Source organism: Psychrobacter proteolyticus (assembly GCF_038155145.1).
GTDB classification, from domain to species: domain Bacteria; phylum Pseudomonadota; class Gammaproteobacteria; order Pseudomonadales; family Moraxellaceae; genus Psychrobacter; species Psychrobacter proteolyticus_B.
Map to the genome: position 1 here is coordinate 18,856 of NZ_JBAKAY010000005.1, position 21,644 is coordinate 40,499.

General features: G+C 42.3%; 19 protein-coding genes. 6 read left to right on the forward strand and 13 right to left on the reverse strand.

Features of this window, described 5'->3' with window-relative positions; translation table 11 throughout:
* Positions 1-6: 6 nt before the first annotated feature.
* A complete protein-coding gene (locus V6252_RS07405; protein ID WP_341609929.1) occupies positions 7-2,205 on the reverse strand; it encodes a molybdopterin oxidoreductase family protein in 2,199 nt (732 codons plus the stop codon).
* 63 nt (positions 2,206-2,268) lie between these two features.
* Positions 2,269-2,967: a TetR/AcrR family transcriptional regulator gene (locus V6252_RS07410; RefSeq protein WP_341609930.1), complete on the reverse strand. Its 699-nt coding sequence runs from the start codon at positions 2,965-2,967 to the stop codon at positions 2,269-2,271.
* Between the two features lie 210 nt (positions 2,968-3,177).
* Here V6252_RS07410 and V6252_RS07415 point away from each other — a divergent pair, with 210 nt between their 5' ends.
* From V6252_RS07415 to V6252_RS07430, 4 genes are all read left to right on the forward strand, one after another.
* Positions 3,178-4,419 (forward strand): NADH:flavin oxidoreductase/NADH oxidase family protein, encoded by a 1,242-nt coding sequence (locus V6252_RS07415; RefSeq protein WP_341609931.1) that lies wholly within the window; start codon positions 3,178-3,180, stop codon positions 4,417-4,419.
* A 436-nt stretch (positions 4,420-4,855) separates the two neighbouring features.
* The gene (locus V6252_RS07420) at positions 4,856-5,059 is read left to right on the forward strand and encodes a CsbD family protein (RefSeq protein ID WP_057758006.1); all 204 of its coding nucleotides are present in this window, start codon (positions 4,856-4,858) and stop codon (positions 5,057-5,059) included.
* 722 nt (positions 5,060-5,781) lie between these two features.
* Positions 5,782-6,444 (forward strand): hypothetical protein, encoded by a 663-nt coding sequence (locus V6252_RS07425; RefSeq protein ID WP_341609932.1) that lies wholly within the window; start codon positions 5,782-5,784, stop codon positions 6,442-6,444.
* A gap of 84 nt (positions 6,445-6,528) precedes the next feature.
* Complete coding sequence (locus V6252_RS07430; RefSeq protein ID WP_341609933.1) at positions 6,529-6,903, forward strand: hypothetical protein; 375 nt, start codon at positions 6,529-6,531, stop codon at positions 6,901-6,903.
* Positions 6,904-7,044: 141 nt separating this feature from the next.
* On the opposite strand, the gene V6252_RS07435 is transcribed toward V6252_RS07430, so the two are convergent.
* The 8 genes from V6252_RS07435 to V6252_RS07470 all read right to left on the reverse strand — a co-directional run bounded on the left by V6252_RS07435 (position 7,045) and on the right by V6252_RS07470 (position 14,642).
* Positions 7,045-7,356, reverse strand: a complete 312-nt coding sequence (locus V6252_RS07435; protein WP_341609934.1) for an NGG1p interacting factor NIF3 — start codon at positions 7,354-7,356, stop codon at positions 7,045-7,047.
* 37 nt (positions 7,357-7,393) lie between these two features.
* Positions 7,394-8,026 (reverse strand): DNA-3-methyladenine glycosylase, encoded by a 633-nt coding sequence (locus V6252_RS07440; protein ID WP_341609935.1) that lies wholly within the window; start codon positions 8,024-8,026, stop codon positions 7,394-7,396.
* A 282-nt stretch (positions 8,027-8,308) separates the two neighbouring features.
* Positions 8,309-8,869, reverse strand: a complete 561-nt coding sequence (locus V6252_RS07445; RefSeq protein ID WP_341609936.1) for a hypothetical protein — start codon at positions 8,867-8,869, stop codon at positions 8,309-8,311.
* A gap of 269 nt (positions 8,870-9,138) precedes the next feature.
* Entirely contained in the window at positions 9,139-9,852 is a 714-nt protein-coding gene (purC, locus tag V6252_RS07450) for a phosphoribosylaminoimidazolesuccinocarboxamide synthase (protein ID WP_057757995.1), read from the reverse strand.
* Positions 9,853-9,980: 128 nt separating this feature from the next.
* The gene (locus V6252_RS07455; RefSeq protein WP_425355867.1) at positions 9,981-10,307 is read right to left on the reverse strand and encodes a hypothetical protein; all 327 of its coding nucleotides are present in this window, start codon (positions 10,305-10,307) and stop codon (positions 9,981-9,983) included.
* A 141-nt stretch (positions 10,308-10,448) separates the two neighbouring features.
* Entirely contained in the window at positions 10,449-11,354 is a 906-nt protein-coding gene (gene dapA, locus V6252_RS07460) for a 4-hydroxy-tetrahydrodipicolinate synthase (RefSeq protein ID WP_101204579.1), read from the reverse strand.
* A gap of 449 nt (positions 11,355-11,803) precedes the next feature.
* Positions 11,804-13,012: a hypothetical protein gene (locus tag V6252_RS07465; RefSeq protein WP_341609937.1), complete on the reverse strand. Its 1,209-nt coding sequence runs from the start codon at positions 13,010-13,012 to the stop codon at positions 11,804-11,806.
* Between the two features lie 265 nt (positions 13,013-13,277).
* Positions 13,278-14,642 carry a Do family serine endopeptidase gene (locus V6252_RS07470; protein WP_413786739.1) on the reverse strand — a complete coding sequence of 455 codons (1,365 nt, stop codon included), beginning with the start codon at positions 14,640-14,642 and terminating at the stop codon, positions 13,278-13,280.
* A 966-nt stretch (positions 14,643-15,608) separates the two neighbouring features.
* On the opposite strand from V6252_RS07470, the gene V6252_RS07475 reads away from it, so the two are divergent.
* A complete protein-coding gene (locus tag V6252_RS07475) occupies positions 15,609-17,882 on the forward strand; it encodes a sodium:proton antiporter (RefSeq protein WP_341609938.1) in 2,274 nt (757 codons plus the stop codon).
* 176 nt (positions 17,883-18,058) lie between these two features.
* On the opposite strand, the gene tmk is transcribed toward V6252_RS07475, so the two are convergent.
* Together tmk and mltG are read right to left on the reverse strand one after the other, a co-directional pair.
* The gene (gene tmk, locus V6252_RS07480; protein ID WP_341609939.1) at positions 18,059-18,790 is read right to left on the reverse strand and encodes a dTMP kinase; all 732 of its coding nucleotides are present in this window, start codon (positions 18,788-18,790) and stop codon (positions 18,059-18,061) included.
* 88 nt (positions 18,791-18,878) lie between these two features.
* Positions 18,879-20,168, reverse strand: a complete 1,290-nt coding sequence (gene mltG, locus V6252_RS07485) for an endolytic transglycosylase MltG (protein ID WP_238050382.1) — start codon at positions 20,166-20,168, stop codon at positions 18,879-18,881.
* Positions 20,169-20,338: 170 nt separating this feature from the next.
* Here mltG and V6252_RS07490 point away from each other — a divergent pair, with 170 nt between their 5' ends.
* Complete coding sequence (locus V6252_RS07490; protein WP_341609940.1) at positions 20,339-21,103, forward strand: DpnI domain-containing protein; 765 nt, start codon at positions 20,339-20,341, stop codon at positions 21,101-21,103.
* Here V6252_RS07490 and V6252_RS07495 read toward each other — a convergent pair.
* On the reverse strand, positions 21,095-21,478 hold the full coding sequence (locus V6252_RS07495; RefSeq protein WP_341609941.1) for a hypothetical protein: 384 nt from the start codon (positions 21,476-21,478) through the stop codon (positions 21,095-21,097). The genes V6252_RS07490 and V6252_RS07495 overlap by 9 nt on opposite strands.
* Positions 21,479-21,644: the final 166 nt, after the last annotated feature.

The following is a 21,644-nucleotide window of genomic DNA, read 5'->3' on the forward strand; positions in this document are numbered from 1 at the left end:
TTAATTTTATGCTAGTGCGCCTTCTGCTACATTGTCTGTAGCAGCAGATAAACCATCAACACCCATATCCAATGCTTCTAATTGCACAGGCACACCGTTAACGGCGGCATTACCACTCAACTGATCAATCAACGTCTCATCGGTCAAATCATTAACACTGACACCTGCATGTGCCTGCGCAATCTTTTGCTTAACCCCTTTACGACCGTGACCAAAGCCATGCGGAATGCTGACCACTCCTGGCATCAGCTCATCCGTCACTTCTGCTGCAATGACCACGCTACCTACTCGAGAAGTTACTCTGACATCTTGACCGTCTACAATGCCATGTTGCGCTGCCGTTTGCGGATGCAACATCAATGTACAGCGAGATTTGCCCTTTACCAGTCGATGGCTATTGTGCAACCATGAATTGTTGCTACGTACATGACGACGACCGATTAGCAGCGTTTGGCTACTGTCATACTCTTGCACCATTTCTTTGACACGGGCCAAATCTGACTGATAAAAATCAACATGAAGATGAATTTGTTTATCAGCGTGTTTAATAGCCTCTGGCAACATACGATGCAGCGGACCCAAATCGATACCATGCGGATTTTCAACCAGTGCTTCGAATGTCACCTCTTTATGAGGTCCATACTTTAGGCCTTGCTCTAACAAGAACTTAGGACCAAAGGCTTTTGTCGCGGCACGTTCTTTTTGCGTTGCTTCTAGTGCATCTTTGTCTAAGCGGTCAGCCAGTCCTAAATAAATCTCCCAGTCATGCTTGGTATCATCAGTTTTATCAAACAAAGCAGGCGAATATTTAGCGACATTGTGCACGGCAAAGCCGTTAAAAGTAATGTCATAATGGTCGCGCTCTAACGGCGATACAGGCGGTAAAATAATATTGGCATGGCGACTGGTCTCAGTCACAAAGTAATCAAGCGAAACCATAAACTCTAACTGAGATAATGCTTCGTCTAACTTTTCACCATTCGGGGTGCTCAGAACCGGATTACCAGCGACCGTAACGAATCCCTTTAACTGACCTTCCCCTTCGACTAACATCTCATCTGCCATCGCAACCACTGGATACTCACCATTAAAATCAGGCAGATTACTCACGCGGCTATGACGTTTACCCAGATAGCCTGGGCCAGAACTGTTCACAACATCGACAGCAGGATTTGGGAACATGAGTCCGCCCACTTCATCTAAACGACCCGTGACGATATTGATGACCATAGATAGATATTGGCTGAGCAAACCAAACTCTTGCACTGAGATGCCCATACGGCCATAACAAACTGAGCTTTCTGCTTCACAAAACTCTTTGACGATACGTTTGATTTCGGCTGCGGTAATACCCGTGATGTCTGCCACTGACTCAGGCGTGTATTGTTCAGCAAATAAAGCAAGTCGATCTATTTCTGGTGCCAAGGCCGCCACTCTAGTATCGAGCTTTGCATAGCCTTGCGTATAGATTTCATTGAGCATGGCCAATAGCAGCAATACGTCCGTCGCTGGACGAATAAAGTGGTGCTCACTAGCGATGTCTGCAGTTTCGGTACGTCTTGGATCAACCACCACTACTTTGCCATCGCGCGCTTTGATATCTTTTAACTTTTGACGCATATTGGGCGCAGTCATGATACTGCCGTTAGAAGCCAGCGGATTGCCACCGATGATAAGCATATATTGTGTGTTATTGACATCGGGAACTGGAATGCGCAGCATATGACCAAACAGATGCATACTGATAATATGATGTGGCAGCTGGTCAATAGAGGTGGCAGAAAAACGACTGCGCGTCTTTAAGCTGGTAAGTAGTTGTTTGATGGTCAACATACCACCCATGTTATGTACGTTAGGATTACCTAGATAAACACCCAACGCATTTTGACCATACTTTTGCTGTATGGACTGAATACCTGCAGCAACTTTATCTAACGCTTCTGGCCAACTAATAGATTTCCAACCGTCTGCCGTTCTCTCTACCGGCTGACGTAAACGGTCAGGATCTTCATGCAAATCTTGCAAAGCGGTGGCTTTCGGACAAATATAGCCTTGCGAAAAGGGATCGTTTTTATCCCCTTTAATCGACAAGACTTTTTCGCCATCATGTTTTATTTCGACGCCGCACATTGCCTCGCACAATGTACAAGTTCTAAAATGCGTTTGCGCTTCGCCTAACGTTGGTGCAGCCGTGGTTGTGGCCATAGTCACTCTCCCTGTTGTGTTTTTCGTTCTAGATTTCATGACAATAATTTTTGCTTATTATCACTACTGACTAGTATTGCTTCCGTGCAAAAAATTGGCGAACAGTGCATCAAAGCTGATACTCAACGTGGCAATCGCTTGTTGTCTTGAGTAACGCTGCTGATGACAGCCCAATATCAACTCATGTACTTGTGCCGCCGCCATATCAACGCATAGATTGACAGCACTGCGCTCGCAAGTACGATTGGATAACTGCAATCCCTGAATAAATATCTCTGTCCACTCTTCTTGTATTTCGGTAATCAGATTGCCCAGTCCATTGTTTAATGAAGACTGGTTTTCTATACTGTCACTAAACCTAGGACGGTCCTCTAACAAATGCTGAAACAGCGCGATATTCTCAAATGCAGAATCAAAAATCATAATCAGACATTGTCGACATTGCTGATTAAACTGATCTTTACTCAACACATCATAATCTTTGAGCATATTGACCCATGCCAATCGCATCGGTGATAGATAATTGTTTTTTAGTTGGGCGCTCAACTCGTTTTGTAGCGCCTCTAGACTCTCAAAATGATTGTAAAAACTGGGCTGTGCAATACCTGCACCTTTGGCAACTTTATTCATGCTCATGCCCTGAGCACCTTCCAAGCTATACAACCGCAAAGCACTTTTTAATAACGCACGCCGAGTCTTGGCTTTTGCTAGCTCACGTTTAGATTCTACTGGGACTGTCAAATCTTGCGCTAATACATTCAATACAGAGGTCTTCCTATTCAATAGATAATTATATCGACACACCAGTAATTTACCTTAGGTGCTATTATGCCAAAAAAATGTGATGATAATGGTCAATTGCCGATAGCGAATATCTTAGCTATAAGGTTATAGTCATTTAAACCATATGTCTATAGCCAAACCCATAGTAGAACTCATGCTTCACAAAACAACCATTTCTAGGCCACTATCATGACATCACCTGTATTCTCCCCTTTAGTGCTGCCTTGTGGCGCTACATTACCCAACCGCTTAGCGAAAGCTGCCATGGAAGAAAACATGGCTGATGTCGGTCAAGTCCCTGGCCCTACTCTGCTCCGTCTATACAAAAACTGGGCAGAAGGCGGGACAGGTCTGTTAATCACGGGAAACGTGATGGTCGATGGCCGCGCTATGACAGGGCCTGGTGGGGTCGTATTAGACAAACACAGTGAGATAGCGCCTTTTAGAGCATGGGCAAATGCTGCTAAGCACAACGATACGCAGATTTGGATGCAGCTCAATCATCCTGGTCGTCAAGTATATGCTGCCATGGGTGGCGATGTGCTATCACCTTCTGACGTGGCGATCGACTTAGGCAAGCACTCTCATTTATTTGGTAAACCGCGTGCGATGACGCAGCAAGATATCGAGCAACTCATCCAGCGGTTCGCGGATAGTGCACTAAAAGCAGAACAGGCTGGCTTCGATGGTGTACAAATTCATGCCGCCCACGGCTATCTAATTTCTCAATTTTTATCACCGCTTACCAATAAACGTAAAGATAAATACGGCGGTTCGGTTGAGAATCGTATGCGACTATTGATCGAAGTAATCAAAGCCGTTCGTGCTCAAGTTACGCCTACCTTTGCAGTCGCTGTGAAGATAAACTCAGCCGATTTCCAGCGCGGAGGATTTGATGCAGATGATGCCAAAGTGGTTATTTCAGCGATGAATGAATTGGCGGTAGATTTGGTTGAACTATCAGGTGGCAGCTACGAAAGCCCAGCCATGCAAGGCAGCACAGCTGATGGTCGCACGTTGCAACGAGAAGCTTACTTTTTAGATTTCGCAAAGGAGATTGCTCAAGTCGCTACCATGCCTATAATGACGACAGGTGGCGTTAGGCGATTGGCTGTCGCAGAAGATGTACTGAAGCAAGGGATTGACGTGGTTGGTATGGGAACCGCATTAGCCATGAACCCTGCTCTACCGAATGACTGGAAAAGTGACAGTACGCTTAGTGCTCACAATCCTGTGGTACGCTGGAAAGATAAAACCTTAAGTGCAGTTGCTACAATGGCGGTCATCAAACGACAATTACAACGTATGGGGCAAGGCAAATCACCCAAACCAAATGCGTCGCCAATTTTCTCATTAATTTCTGATCGTATACGAATAAAGAAACTCACCAAACGCTATCATCAGTATTTGAATAAATATTCGACGAGATAGTTTTTAATCAATTTCAAAGACAATAAAAAAGCAGCTACTCTATTTTTGAGTATCTGCTTTCTTATTTACATAAGTATTTTTGAATAAATAATATATTTTCTTAATATTCATATAAAAAACAAGTTAATAGAAGAAAGTATTCTCACGCATAGTAGACGCAATTTACGTGGCACTACTACAGCTGCCCTGTAGATAACACTTAGTAAACGCTCACTATAATTAAGTAACACTATAAACATAGCATATACAGACAGCTGAATTGAAAAGTCCTATATTTGATCTCACAAGATATTTGGAACCAATCATTTATCCTTGTGCAATACAATTAGAATAAGAATTAAATAGTAGTATCAGTAATCGAAGTCGTGAAATAAGAATCAAAATAGTGATTAAAAAATAGATCAAACACAATAAGTTCAATAAAAGGAATAATACAATGAACGAACATACCCTAAAAGGCGAATGGAACCAAATGAAAGGTTCGGTTAAACAAAAATGGGCTGAACTAACAGACGACGATCTTACTCATATCGAAGGTAGCCGTGACAAGCTAGTAGGCCGCGTACAAGAGCGCTATGGTCACGCCAAAGAAGATGCAGAGCGTGAAGTAGATGACTGGCGTGTAGAAAATAAATATTAATATATTCGCTGCATAATTAATGTACTAAATAAACCAAAAAACCGCATAGAAATATATGCGGTTTTTTTTTGGCAGATTTATATTATATAGATATGCTGTCGGAAAAATAAATCACCGTCCTCCAGACACGATAAAACCGCATAGCAATCAATTGTTATGCGGTTTTATTGTTAACTATCCATGTTACCTATCACGACTGCTTTTCATGCATCCTTGCACAAATATTCAGTATATTGTGATACTGGGCATCCTGCCCTTTTTACTACACTACAGCTTCAGTATTACTTGCTGCTATCAGCAAAGGGTATGTGTCCTTACTTCAATTACTATTGTCATCCTGACGCTAGTTATCGAATCATTATCCTTAATGCGGTCAACTCAATCCTTGAGTCACATTCCCTAATGCCGTGTGACTATAATGCCTAACTCTCACTCGTATGTTAAGTCGCGTAAACGTCATTACGTGTAAGCATATGCTTACAACAAACTATTTTACTTACCACAATTATTACAACTTATTAACGCAAATGACACCTAGCGCAAAGTTTTGTACTCTATTATAGATAATGTAAGGAAATATTTCGAAAAACATTCGTTTAAGATACTTATTAATGACGATTTAATTTAATTCGCCAGAATACTTTTAAAATCTTATAGTTATAGAGAATATAGGTGCCCTTAACCTGCATCGCCTACTTAATACCATCATAGGACACTGCTCCATGAAAACGATAAAACCCTTCTCTATTAAGGCCACTTTGTCTACTGGTCTTGTCGTTGCATTACTGGGTACGACAGTGGGTTGTACAGCTGTAGGCTCAGGATATGACAATCAGCCTGTCTATCGTGGTGATAATAATAGCCAAAACAATAATTTTAATCGCGGCAGTCAGCAGCTTCGACAAGACTTGCGCCGCAAAGGCTATCAAATTATAGATATCAGAGCTGATAGTTACCGTGGTGATCGAGCTCTTACGGCTTATGTTAAAAAGAACAACCAAGCCTACGAGCTAAAATATACTTACCCTGCCCTAAGACTCATCAGCTCAAGCAAAAGAGCATGGCCAGATAACTGGGACAATAATAAGTCGCAAAATAATAATGGCCGTTATAAAGAAAACAAGCATCAAGGTAATTATCAGAATGGTCAGCGCTATAAAAAAGGCGATGTCGAAGACACTATTAAAAGAGAAGCACGTTACCCAACTATCAAACGCCGTGCTATCAACAAAGTAAGGGCTATGGGCTACCGTGTTGAAGATATCGATCTTGAAGAAAAAAACAAACGCGGTGTTTTTGAGATTGAGGCCAAACGCGGTTCACAGAAGTACGAGATACTATTAAGTTATCCGAATTTAGATGTGATCAAAGTCAGAAAAGATTGACTACTTTCAGCGTTTTTAGCTAATTAACTCGGTACATTTAGTTTTTATCCATATTGAGCAACGATATATTACTAGGAAATCATTATGAAAACTCTATCATTTTCAACGTTAAAAACGGTAGCGACTGGCAGCATAGTCGCAGCTTTATTGGCAGTGACCACAGGCTGTGTGACTGCGCCGATTGGCTACAATGGCTATGACGACCTATACGAGCATACTCATAAGGACAATAAAGATCATAAAAAACACAAAGACAAAAAGAACGATAAAAACAGCTATGTCTCCGTTGTCGAGCAACGAGCTGCTAGTAAAGTCCGTAGCATGGGATATCGTGTCAAAGACGTCAAATACAAAAACGGTGATCGTAAGATTAAGATAAAGGCTGAACGTGGACGCGACGATTATAAAATCGAGCTAGGCTATCCAAGCTACAACGTGATTAAACTTAAAAAAGATTAATCAGTTGTTAGGGTCTGATATTCACTATTAATACTCAGTTGGAACTTTAAAAACTTTATAACCAAATAAGTCATCAAATGATTTATTTGGTTTTTTATGAGAATTCTTACACTCAATCATCTGATACTTTTCTATATAAAACTAGAAATCCAAAACTTTTATCACATCATAAGCTGGCGTTTCATAGGGGTGCGCTTCTTTTAACGCGGCAATGGTAGCATCGATAAAAGCTTCATCTACCACCATTTCCACTCGCCACTCATCGACCGTTTCTAAACTATCCTGTGTGCCAATGTGCGGCGTACTACCTGATAATGGCATAAACTGACCGCTTCCTTGTACCTGCCAACAGCATTGCTCATAGTTTCCAATCTTCCCAGCGCCAGCAGCAAACAAAGCAGACTTTACTTGGTCTAACGCTGCATCAGGAATAAAAACGGTCAACTTGTACATAGGCTTACCTCATAGAATAGTTGTGAGTCTCAATTTGCTAGTTCTTAGATAAGGAAGAATGCTCGGTCCATATATAACGTAGCAGCCAGTCTTTGGCGTCACCTGCATAATCAATACCGATACGTGGACGCACTGACACGGGTGGTTGGCAGCCATCATTTTCTATCCAAACGTCTGATGTCGGCGAAATAGGCTTGCCATATAAATCGCGATCAATTTGCAAGCGTTTGGTCAATTTACCAGGGCCTGCGAACTGCTTAGGATGAGTAAACTGCTTATCTGAACTGAGTTGTTGCTCTTCGATCAGACGGTCACTATCATCAGTCAAAAACCCAGCGCGTATCAATACCGATTCAGGCGACTCTACAGAGCCGCTAATCAAATTTAGCATATGATGCACGCCATAGGTCAAATAGACGTAGAACACGCCGCCTTGCTCATACATAATTTCTGTGCGCGCCGTTCGAGTGCCTGCATGTGAATGGCAAGCGGGATCATCTTGACCAATATAGGCCTCGGTCTCTGAGATACGCATACGTAGCGTTTTTTGTTGTCCATCACTATCGGTTAGCTTTCGACATAAAACCTTACCAATCAGGTCAGCAGCAACCACACAGGTCGGACGAGTAAACCAGTCAGGCTCTAAAATAGTTGATGAGGCAGTAGACATTAGCGAAACCTTTTCTTATTTTTATGGTCTAATTGATATGCATAAGTACCAACAAATTAGCACAAAAGTAAGATAAGGTATCGAGGACAGTGTTGGCGCTATGTTTGATTTTTTATACGAGCTAAACTACCAGCCTGTGCCTAAAGGATGTTACTGGTTGATAAATAGATAGGAGTTGCAGTCTTTTATAAGTGGTTCCATTATGATGGTCTGTTAATAGATTTGAAGGATGGGATAACTGTTTCTCTTTGGGTATACGCTATAAAGATTTTCTAATTTAAATTATTTAAACTTACCAAAATTGGATTTGATAAAGTATCTAATGATGAAAAACATTAAAATATTTCCCATGAATAACACAAACATTAAGTAAGCATGACCAACATTTACGAGAAGTTGATTCTTACCTTTTGGTATCTGATAAACAATTTCATCATCATTACTAATACTTATAAGTTGCTTATAAGGGTTATGGTACCAGTATAATTCGGGGATTTTATACCAATGAACAGTAACTTCCTTACCTTGAATAAGAGTTATCTTTTCAGAAGGTATGCGACAGCCGCCATTTCCATTAGGCATTCGCGCACCCAAATAACAATTAATAATCGTATCGCTTCCATTGCTATTTAGGTTTAGCCAATACTTATTACTATAGGTTTCTCTTAGCGTTAAAAAATCTTCACTGCTATAGATACTTGATTTATCAACCGGATATTCATCAGATTTTCTATCTACATACATCACAATAAGCATGTAGATAGTACCTACTACAACTATAAATGTTAAAAAAATAATGTATAGCTTTCCAAGGGTAGATAAATCACGAAAACTTGAGTTCATTTACTGATTTTTCCAAGTAGCAGCTTGTTTAATGTATTGTTAATCTACCAGATTCCAGTGTGAGTAGTGGGCATAGACGTATTGAGTGGAAGGCCTGTATAGCATACTCACCATAGATGAAATATGTATGCTAAAGCAAGTTACAACGTTGATCCCATTAGCCTGAAGCCAAAGGTTCAAGTCCTTACTAGGGTATCATTATAAATATAATGACATAAAAAAACTGAGCACATGGCTCAGTTTTTTATTTTATGCTAAGTATCTGATACTTATTTTAATGGTACACCAATACGGTCAGCGACTTCTTCATAAGCTTCGATCACATCGCCTAATGACTGACGGAAACGGTCTTTATCAAGTTTCTTCTTAGTGTTCTTATCCCAGATACGGCAGCCATCTGGTGAGAACTCATCACCTAACACGATTCGGTCATGGAATACGCCAAACTCTAGTTTAAAATCAACTAAGATTAAATCACCCGCATCAAACAATGCCTTTAATACATCGTTGACTTGATAGGTTAGCTCTTCCATTTTAGCCAGTTGCTCTTTGGTCGCCCAACCAAGAGATACAGAAAGTGATTCGTTAACCATCGGATCACCTAGCGCATCATCTTTATAAAACAGCTCATAAGTTGGCGGCGTTAATGCCTGCCCTTCTTCTAAACCTAAACGACGCACCAAACTACCTGCTGCAAAGTTACGCACCACGCACTCTACAGGAATCATGTCCAAGCGTTTGACCAACACTTCGTCATCAGACAATTGCTTTTCGAAATGTGTTTCGATACCAGCATCAGACAATTTTTGCATGATAAAAGCATTAAAGCGGTTATTAACCACACCTTTACGTGCTAATTGTTCGATACGCTTACCATCAAGCGCTGAGGTATCATCACGGAAGTGCAAAATCAGAAGATCATTATCCTCTGTTTCATAGACAGATTTGGCTTTACCTTTATACAGCAGTTGTTGCTTTTGCATTATGGGGGTTCCTGTTCGTTCAAGCTTATGTGGTAAAAACGCGCAGCTACCGCTGACTGATGTAAGATACATGGCTTGCGGCTATGATAAAAAACGCAACAGTCAGCGATATAGATAAGGGAGTAAGTTTAGTTCGAAGTGCTGCTAACAGCACGCTGAGGTTTTGGCAGCTGATACTGATTGCCTGACTCATTTTGTAGTTGGAGCGTGTTTGCTCCAACATTAGGTGTTGAATATAAAGGTACAAAAGGTGCCGTTTCTTGGGCGGCAGGTAGCTCTATCGGTGCAAGCTTCTTGCTTTGTTGATAATCTAAGCTGCCGTTGTCACGTTTACCAAGCAAGTTTTTGGTCGCTTGACAGCCGCTTAATACCAAAGTGCTACCCAAAACCAAGGTCAGCATTGCTGGAAATAATTTTGTCTTTGATGATACTGTTTTTGATGATACTGTCATCATGTTGTCTCTCTGAGTTAGCAGTTATTGCTCATGTATGCGATTGACTTATCGTGATAAGTTGACTTGCTGCTAGCTCGAATGGCACTCATCTAATGTGCAGCAAGTCTTAAATCGCCGAATATCAATTGGCTAAATATCAATTTATCGTATGTTTGCTCGAACCAATGCTTCATCGATAGTCGCATGATGCTGCTCGGCGAGCCAAACCAATGGCAGACGGATACCTTTATCGATAATGCCCATTTTATGCAATGCGTACTTCGCTGGGATAGGGCTTGATTCGATAAATAGGTCACGGTGCAAATGTTTGACCACGTCATGGATTTTACCAGCCGCTTCAAAGTCACCACGTAAACCCGCAGAAAAAGTCTCGCTCATGGCTTTTGGCGCTACGTTAGCAGTGACTGAAATATTACCTTTGCCGCCTACTTTCATTAGATCAAGCGCAGTACCGTCATCACCAGATAACACAACCATTCTGTCACCAACGGCTTTTATCAATTGCTCACCGCGACCGACAGATCCTGTCGCATCTTTGATAGCAACGATATTATCGATGTCACACAAACGCTCGACCGTTTCTTGAGCGATATCAACCACTGTACGTCCAGGCACGTTATACAGCATTTGCGGTATATTTACGGCTTTGGCAATGGCTTGATAATGCTGAAACAAGCCTTCTTGTGGCGGCTTATTGTAGTAAGGAGCGACTAGCAACGCACAGTCTGCACCTGCATCGGCAGCATCCTGAGTCAGCTTGATGGCTTCCATCGTGTTGTTGGCACCAGTACCCGCGATGACCGGTACACGACCTTTGACATGCTGGACAAAATAGCGAATGACATCGCTATGCTCTTGCATAGATAGGGTCGCTGATTCGCCAGTAGTACCAACAGCCACAAGGCAGTGTGTGCCCTGCTCGATCTGCCAATCTATGAGATCTGCGAGACGTTTATAATCGACCTTACCGTCAGGGTGCATGGGCGTTACCAAAGCTACCATTGAGCCTTGTAGTCGGGTTTTGATCTCGTCGTATGCTGTGCTCATAACCGTGCCTTACTGTATTATCCTAGCTTTTATTAAAGCTGTCACATGATAGGTCGTTTGCAAGTGGCCATTACTTTGTGTGCGTTGATAAACGCTGATGGCGTAACTTACTTGATGTTAATGCTGCGTCTCTACTTACTATAATAGCGTTTGTATCATAGATTATTATATCTACGATATCAGTATCGTGATGGCAATTTACCAAGAGTAAAGGCCTGCTTACTAACCAACATAAATATAATAATAAGAGTGCTCGTTAGTGTAGCATATTTTGATTTGACCGCTATCAATCAATTGGCAGTCAGCCCATAAATTTAGTGCCAAAAAACGTATATGATTTTTTGCTCAAATATATAGAACTTGAACTAAAACCTTGTAGATAAATAGTTACATCATTAAAGGAACAGTTTAGCTCAATCAATGTACGCTGATAAGTCTCTTATGTAATATTAACGAATCGTCAACACATCGATAGTAGGTCGATAGAATCGAAAAGGCAACCCTCTCGTACCGATGCCGCTACTGACAAATATCTGTGCACTTGCATGTTGGTATAGGCCGCGTTGCTTACCCATGCGACTGTTATATAGCAATGCTGACTGCTCACTACTGCGTCGAATATCGTTCTGTTTTTGAGCAAGCAGGATATTTTTTTGAATAGCCTTTGCAGCGCCTGTTATCAACAAAGGGCGTGGTTGTAAAGATTTTGGCAGATCACTGATACTATCAAATCGTGATGCCAAGATAATCACTGGGCTGGTGGCATTGGCTATCTCCGATCCAAGCATTGCTTTATCAGTCGCCTCTGACGTTTCGATATCTGTAGATTGCTTGGGTACATCTTGCCAGCCACAAAGCACCGCTACTAACGGATTTATATTCGGATTTTCTTGCTGAACACTGTCTTGATTATTAGTTCGATAAGTCGACTGATTGACGACTGACTGCTTATTTGTTGCTCTTGTACATTTAAGTGGCAGTGACGTACATTGCTGGCCGATATAGTTAATATCGAGTACATCAAAAGTACTGGCCAATGTATCTTCTAATAATGGCTGACCTTGTTTGGTCGTATTCATAGATTGATAACGCAAGTCCGAGGTACTCATGACTGTATAAACAGGTTTATTCACCCCTTTGAATAGCATTAATTGACCCACCAAGTCTGCACTTGGATAATATAGCCAGTCGCCAGTAATCAGTACGGCATCTGCCGATAAGGCATTGATAGTAGAGACTAGCTTGCGAATATGACGCGGCTTACCACCGTATATCCCTATACGCAAATCTGCCAATACGGCGACTTTGAGCGGTGTAGATAAATCTAAGTCAATAGAATGATGCTCTAATCGTAAGCGGTTGGGTTGTACAATGACAGTATAAAAGTATAAGCCCATCATCAATATTGCCATCAGTATGGCAGGTAGTGATAGCTGCGCTAACATCGGCATCAGGTCCTGTGACCAAGCCATGATAAGCAATATCGCCCAAATAGGCATCGTATAAGCGGCATAATATAATGCAAGCTTCACCCAAATACGCATAAAGCGCTTAGTAGGATTGGCATTAAACGTTTGTAGCCCTGACCACAGTGCAATGTACGCTAGCAATGCTGCTGACGTCGTTGTAATAAGCGTATGTAGAGCGGGGTCAGTCATAATTACCTAGCGGTTGCATAGTGGTACGAGCCTACTAAGCGACTCGGCTCACCTTAGAGCCTATTGATTGATCAATAACTCATTTGACGAATGGATTGCTGTTGAGGTTTTACTCTTAGCTGTTTGATAAAAAGCCAAACATTATAGAGGTCGACCTCCATGATAGACAAGCACAATTATTGACGTGCGCGCTGCCTTTATACTCTGCACCGTAATCTGAGTTACATTATGAGTCACATTAACAGCCACGATTTAATCATGACACCTACTCAATACGTAGACCAATAATAGCAGGAATGCCTTGGCGTATAACTTCTATAGTGACCACGCCTTTTTTAGGAAGAGATGAGATAGCACCTGAAAAGTCTGCCACTGTTTCAATCGGTTTTTGATGAAAGTTAGTGATGACATCACCTGCTAGAATACCTGAGCGAGCGGCCAATCCAGTAGGATCCACTGTGGTAACCAATATGCCGGTTTTGTTATCGACAGCAATTTCTGCTTGTTCATCTGCCGTTAAATCACGTAAACGCAAGCCCAACTGTACATCATCATTTTGCTCATCACCGCTCTGTGCTCTTACATCATTGGGCGCATAAGCAAGCTTGCCGTTAATCACCATCTGCTTACCGTTACGCTGAATCCGTGCACGGAAGGGGTCGCTTGGACGCGCTCGATTGAGCAAGTTCAGCAAATCGGATGCTTCCATAATTTGTACGTCATTGTATTGCAAAATGATGTCACCAGGTTTTAGGCCTGATTTTTGTGCTGGTGAATCTGGTGATACACGAGTCAGTAAGGCACCTTGAGGGCGCTCTAAATTATAAGCCTCGGCCAGATTGCGATCGATATCTTGTGGATAGATTCCTAGATAAGCACGCGCCACTTCACCGTCGTTTTTTAGCTGCTCATAAATGTCCATGGCAGCGTCAATAGGGATAGAAAATGACAGACCCATATAACCGCCAGTACCACTAAAAATGCGCGAATTGATACCAATCACTTCACCGCGTTGGTTAAATAGTGGCCCACCAGAATTACCCGGGTTTAGTGCTACATCTGTTTGAATAAATGGCACGCTCGTCTCACGCGAGAAGCTACGCGACTTGGCACTGACAATACCGGCAGAGGCTGAGTAATCAAAACCAAATGGCGAACCAATTGCCAATACTGGCTCCCCTACTTTGAGACCACTTGAGTCGCCAATAGGCAAGGCTGGAAATTGATTGCCCTCAACTTTTAGCACGGCCACATCTGAGCGCTCGTCACTACCGACCAAGGTTGCATCAAGCTCAGTTCTATCATTGAGCGTCACAGTGATTTTGTCCGCACCTGCGATGACATGATGGTTGGTTAGCATATATCCATTGGAGGTAATAAAAAAGGCTGTACCATAAGCATGTTCAATCGCTGGCGTCGCGACTCGATCAGGGATACGTAGACGATCACCAAAGAACTGACGTAACACTTCAGCAGTCTGAGCCTTAGCAAGCTCGGCTTCACTGATCGTTTTGGTGACATTGACACGTGCCACTGCTGGCGTAACTTGTTGCACCAAACCAGAGAAATCAGCCGTAGTGACTGCAGCTTGCGCACTGTTTATCGTCGTGACATTAATACTAGCGAACATCGCGGTACTAACAGCGAGTGCTAGGGCACTACGTTGTAACCAGCGCTGCATATTGGCAGTGGTCCGTCCTTTGAACATATTGATAGGCATTTTGTGTCCTCCATATGAGTAATCGCTGTTATTAACAGCCACATTATGATTGTCAGCGATAGCGACTACACCAAGCGGCATGCCTCTATTCGTTACTATTTGGTGAATTACATTCTTTTATCTATTTATCTTGTCTATTTATGCGGCGCAGCACTTTTATTTGAACTTCTTGTCATAGCTATTTAGCCGTTACTTTACGCTTATTTTTATCACTACTCATTACTTGAACATTTATAAAGTGCCGGTCTTTAAAAGATGGTTAATAGTGTAGAACATGGTTAGTAGTGTCTTATAAAAATAAATACTCTCAACGTTCAGTATATGACATTTCATGGCGCCAACACTATTATCCTGTGCGTGACGTGCATGCCCCACGCAGCTACTGTATGATAAATAAAAACTTGAAGTATTATGCTAATGCCTTTTGCATAGTGCAGGATAACCCAAGGCAGCGTTATTTCATATGGGCTTCGTATACTTTCGTGGCCGTGAGATAGCTTTTTAGCAGGTACGGCTTACATCAGCTTGAAATAAAATCATGGTATGATGTCAAACCAAATATTTTACTAAACAAACAAAGGTTAGCTTGTATATAAGGCTGCTTATTGCAGGCTTATGAACTGGCTATCATCACTCTTGTTTTCCATCTTTTGCATTTCTAGCGTATTGTGATTTATCTAGAAGCGCTTTTGTCTTTGCTACTTTATAGTAGTTATATCATATCTAGCTTATGTTGTGATTCATTAGGGCTATCAGTGCGATGGCTTGGCTACAACAAAAACGGATAACAACTTAATGTTAAATAAACGGTAGCAACTATCTTATAACAGCTATCGATAGATATAAAATATGACAAGATTATAAAAGGATTAATTTATGGATACCGCCCTTTTGCTATCCGGCGTGGTTGGGATTGGCATTGCCGCCCAATGGTTGGCTTGGTATTTAAAGCAACCATCCATTTTATTTTTATTACTGATTGGTATTATCGTCGGGCCAGTGCTGGGTGTATTTGACCCAGATTTGGTATTAGGCGAGCTGATGTTTCCTTTCATCTCTTTGGGCGTAGCAATTATCCTATTTGAAGGATCGCTAACGCTAGAGTTCGATGAGATTAAGCAACATGGTACCGTGGTACAGATGCTAGTATCTGTCGGTGTACTGATTACCATTGCTATCGTGGCCCTATCGACTTATTTACTATTCGATGTTGATCCATTGATTGCTCTACTATTCGGTGCACTGGTCTGTGTGACTGGTCCAACGGTCATTATGCCGCTGCTGCGTAGTGTACGCCCTAACAAAACCATTTCCAACATCCTAAAATGGGAAGGTATTATCATTGACCCAATCGGCGCTATCGCTGTGGTATTGGTCTATGAGTACATTATCTCAGGCGGCGAAGCCAGTAGTATTCTACTGTTTGCTAAGATTGTCGTATTGGCGACTGCAATGGGTATGGCGGGCGCTTGGTTACTTGCGTTCCTTATGCGTCGTCATATGATTCCTGAGTTTTTGCGTAATGTTTTTACTCTAGCATTTGTACTGGTGTTATTTTCAATATCGAATCACCTAGAGCATGAATCAGGTCTATTGACCGTCACAGTATTGGGCGTGGCATTGGCAAACTGGCCAAAATTCCCCCGTGAGACGATTTTAGAGTTCAATGAATCCTTGACCATTTTACTGATTTCAGTGCTGTTCATCATTCTTGCGGCGCGTGTAGAGCTAGCAAGCTTGCTTAGTGTGGGTTTTGCAGGGCTAGTGCTGCTCGCTATCGTGATGTTTGTCGCACGCCCACTATCAGTTTGGGCATCGGCTATCGGCTCTAACCTTAAGACCAATGAAAAGCTGATGATTAGCTGGATTGGGCCACGTGGTATCGTTGCTGCTGCCATCTCATCTCTGTTTGCGATTCGCTTGCAAGAGTATGATATCCAAGGCGTAGAGCTACTTGTACCTCTCGTATTTATGGTCATTATCGGTACGGTCATGATTCAGGGTCTGGGTGCAAAAGTCGTCGGTAATTTACTTGGCGTACGTGAGCCTGAGACCAACGGTATCCTTATCGTTGGCTCAAACCCAATTGCGCTATTGATTGCTACCTCTCTCAAAGACCAAGGCTTTGACGTCATCGTTGCGCACAATAACTACACCAATATTGCACGCGCACGCATGAGCGGTTTGCGTACTTACTTTGGTAATCCTATCTCTGATCACGCAGATCATCATCTAGATCTAATCGGTATTGGTCGTTTGTTTGCGATGAGTATGGACAAAGAAATGAACACGTTGTCCGAGATTCACTATCGTCATGAATTTGGTGAGCGTAAGCTATACCGTCTTAAATTCAGTGACGAAAAAGTTAAAAGCGAGCGTGATGATAAGCAATCGAACTTCCACTCACAGTGGTTGTTTGGCAAAGATGTGACCTATACCAAGCTTGCCAGTATGCTGTCTAAAAAAGCTCGAATTAAGATTACCAACATTACGGATAGCTATAGCTTTGAGCAATATAAAGCGGATAATAAGCAGTTCGTACCGTTATATACTGTCGACAAAGAAGGCAAACTGCACGTCATCACCGATAAGTTTGACGGTACTGTCCCTCGTGACCGTAAGCTTATATCGCTAGTGGTAGACGATGAAGTACAGCCGAAGCCAGTCGATGTAACGCCTAAGCAAGAGCAGGCCCGCATGGCAGCTGATGCTAACTTTGAATCCAACTCAAAAGCCCCTGAAAAGCGCAAAGAGCAGGAGCCTAGCCCTGACGATAGCCAGACAGCAGCGCCAGAGCCTTCGGTAGATAGTGATAAAAGTGATGAACAAAACACTGCTAATCAATCATCAGCCACCCAAAGCAGTAGCACCGAGACTAAGTCACCTTCTAGTACTACCGTAGAGAAAAGTGAACCAGTAGAAGAGCCAAAAACGTCTGCTACGAATGTGGATAATAAAGGCGTCATGTCTGCAAACTCGACAGCGACTTCGAAAACCAAAACCTCTACGAACAGTAATGGCAATGGTAGTGCACCTAAAAACAAAAAAGGGGCGCTTGACCCAAATCGTCTACCTGACTCTGCTCAAGATAGCGACGCCTCTATCGCGACTACTGAGGATGTAAAAGTAGATAAGTCAGACGACAAATAATATGTGTTGTTATCTGCTTTATTGACTTTAAGATAAAATATTTACCTTAATAAAAAGCCCCAGCAATATGCTGGGGCTTTTTGTTGGGGCTAGCTGACTAGCTGGCTAACTGGCTAACTGGCTATCGATATATCTAACTGCCGTATGAATCTATAAATCTACTTGGCAAAATTTAATTATTTGATATCGAATCTGTCCATAACTGTCTGCCATATACGCGCACTCACATCATCCGTACTGCCCGATGCATCAATACGCTGTATGCGCTCAGGATACTCGCTCGCAAGCTGACTAAAACCAGTATGCACCCAAGTAAAAAACTCGGTAGCCTGCTGCTCAAAACGATCGGCCGCACTGCGCTTATTGGCACGTTTCATACCCTCTGCTACTGGCAAATCTAGCCACAGTGTCAGCTCAGGAAGCTGCGTCACAAATTGTTTGATAAGCATATCGATTTTGCCGCGTACCAGCTCGTCGCCATACGCACGCCCAAAGCCCTGATACGCAATAGTAGAGTCGGTAAATCTGTCACATATCACCCAAGTACCATTTTGGAGCGCTGGTAAGATGACCTGTTGCATATGATCACAGCGCGCCGCAAATAATAGCAGCAGCTCAGTATCGTCTTCGATATCAGTCGCTGGATCTAATAATATGTCACGCAATTGCTCGGCAAATGGGCTACCACCCGGCTCACGAGTACGTAGATACTGGATGCCATTAGCTTCTAAGCGCAAGCACAACTGTTCAATCGCAGTAGTTTTTCCCACGCCTTCGGTTCCTTCAAAACTAATAAAGCGGCCTAACGTAGGTGCCGTCTCCGTATTTAAAGCACTTGATTCAGGTAGATTCGATGCTGGTGTGCTGCTATGTGACGGTGTTGCGCTGGTGTACATAGATACTGACATGATATGACCTTATGTCATTGATGAGCGCTACCTCTACTTTGTAGCACTCAATAAACGATAAGTTTTATAAGAAGATTAAGAAGGAATATTACTGCGGCGGCGTTTGAGATTTTTTCTCACGCATGACACTGAGATAGTCTTTTACCGCTTGATTGTGCTCAGCCAAGCTATTGGTAAATTTGTGCCCACCATTGCCCGTTGCCACAAAATACAACGCTTCACTATCGGCAGGATGTAAGGTCGCTTCGATAGAGGCCGCTGATGGTAGCGCAATTGGCGTTGGCGGTAAACCATCAATTTGATAGGTGTTATAAGACGTCTTTTCATTGATGTCTTTGCGGCGGATATTACCATCATAACGACTGCCCATACCATAGATAATGGTCGGGTCCGTCTGCATACGCATGTTTTTATTCAAGCGATTTCTAAATACGGCAGAAACTAAAGGACGTTCATCAGCAACGCTGGTCTCTTTTTCGATAATAGACGCCATGACTAGCGCTTCATAAGGACTCTTGTAAGGCAGATTCGGCGCACGATTTTCCCACGCATCAGTCAGTACCTGCTGCTGACGCTTATACAAGTCAGTCAATACTTTTTTATCGCTGGTTCCTTCACCATAATAATAGGTATCAGGCGCGAACCAACCTTCAAGATTGTAGTTAACAATCGGGTCACTGCTATTAGTCACACTATCTGGCAATACACCCGTCAAATCCAATGCTTGGGCAATACTCGTATTGTCACTATCTGCGGTCAGTACTTCTTTTTCGATTTTGTCATTGTCACGCAGCGCTTGATAAAGGTCTTTAGATGTCTTGCCTTCGATAATCTGTACCTTGACCATAGCCGCTTTTGCGCCTTGACCTAGTATTTGTAGCGCCTCAGCGATAGTCGGGTTTTCGGGTAATTGATACGTACCAGCATGCAACGGCGCATCGACTTGCGATTTGATATATAGCTTGGCCACACCTGCCGAAAACAGCGGAATCTGCTGCTGCCACTGCGGTAGTAGACCATAATACGTCTGACCTGGCTCAATCGTGACCATTTGCTGCGGCTGCTCGATACGACCAAACAACGTCTGATAAACCATGACTAAGAAAAATGCAGCAATCAGCCCCAACACTAGCAGCACTTGATAGCCACGTTGCATAAAAAACGATGGGTTATTGACTTTATATTGACGCGGTTTACTGTTACCACTGATAAGCGAGACGTTGGTTGCTGGCGTTGCTGATGTGTCTTCCACCTCATCTACCACTGGTTGCGCGTCCGGCAGCGTGGTATCGACACGCTCCTCGACTGTGCCATCTTGCTTGTTTGACGGCGACTCATTGGGACGTTCAGGTGGTATATTGGGTGTAGGCTTGCTCATGGCAACTCGCGAGGCAGATGTTTGCTAGAATTTAGCACTGAACCGTGCGATTTTCAATGGTATTTGCTTAGCTTATGAATTATCTTGCTATTGATAGCAGTTTATATGGCTTAATACTTAAGTGTTTTTTTCAGTATTCTCAGCTTATCTATTAATAATGAAAATATCTTATGAACCTACATTTTAACCAAAGTCTTGCTAAAAACTATCACTCTGAACCTCAAAAAGTTCGTGTACTCAGTGAAGCATGGGTAAAAGAAAATAGTTACTGCACCAATTGTAGCGCCCAATCGCTAGCTGAGTTTGCTAATAACAAACCTGTCGCTGATTTTTATTGCGAAAATTGTAATGAGCAATATGAGCTAAAAAGTAAAAAAGCTAAGTTAAGCAATGTTGTCAATGATGGTGCTTATAAGACGATGATTGAGCGTATCAATAGTAAGGACAATCCCAGTTTCTTCTTTCTGACCTACTCAAAAGAATACACCGTCAACAATTTTCTAATTATTCCCAAGCATTTCTTTACACCCGATATTATTGTTAAGCGTAAACCCTTATCAATGACGGCAAAACGAGCAGGTTGGGTTGGTTGCAATATTGACTTACGCCAAGTACCCGAATCAGGCAAAGTATTTTTGGTAAAAAACCAACACGTTATACCGCGTGAAAATGTAACCCAACAGTTCCAAAAGACTTTGTTTTTACGCAAGCAATCTATGGCTTCACGCGGTTGGACACTCGATGTCTGGCAATGTATCGACCGACTCGATGACAGTTTTTCTCTAAATCAAGTCTATGCTTTTGCTGATGAGTTGCAGCTCAAACATCCTGAAAACAACCACGTAAAAGATAAAATTCGCCAACAATTACAAGTATTACGAGATAAAGGCATCATTGAATTTGTGAGCCGTGGTCATTATCGAAAGTTATACTAGTCGCTTCTCGTTGTAGTGCTTAGGTCTTGGCTGTCCTTTTCTGTCACGGTACACATCGGCAATCAGCTCATCTCTATCATCCCATAATGGTAATCGCGCAGTAGCCACAAGACGCTGATGAAACTTATGCGCTGGATACTCCCAATCAATTTCATCATTGATTTTGAAAAAATGCTCTTCACGATAGTCAATATAAGCATGCAATCGATTACGTACATAGCGATTCCACTGCCATAACAGCTGTACCGAGTTGCGTGCAGGTTTGGTAAAAGGAATTAGATTAACTGTCAAGGCACACATTACCAATTCATCATTAGGAATAACATCGATACCCTGCTCAATGACTTCTTCTCGCGTATGCGCATACTCAAACATACCTCCAAAAGCCACAAACCTTTTAAGGGTTTTTAAATATATGACACCAAAAGCCAATTGAGTATAAGGTGACAAATGCACGATTTCATTAGGCTTAGCTTTGGCCAATCTACAAATTTCATCGAACACCATTAAACGTCTGATTTGTATTGGAACCCTTACCTTT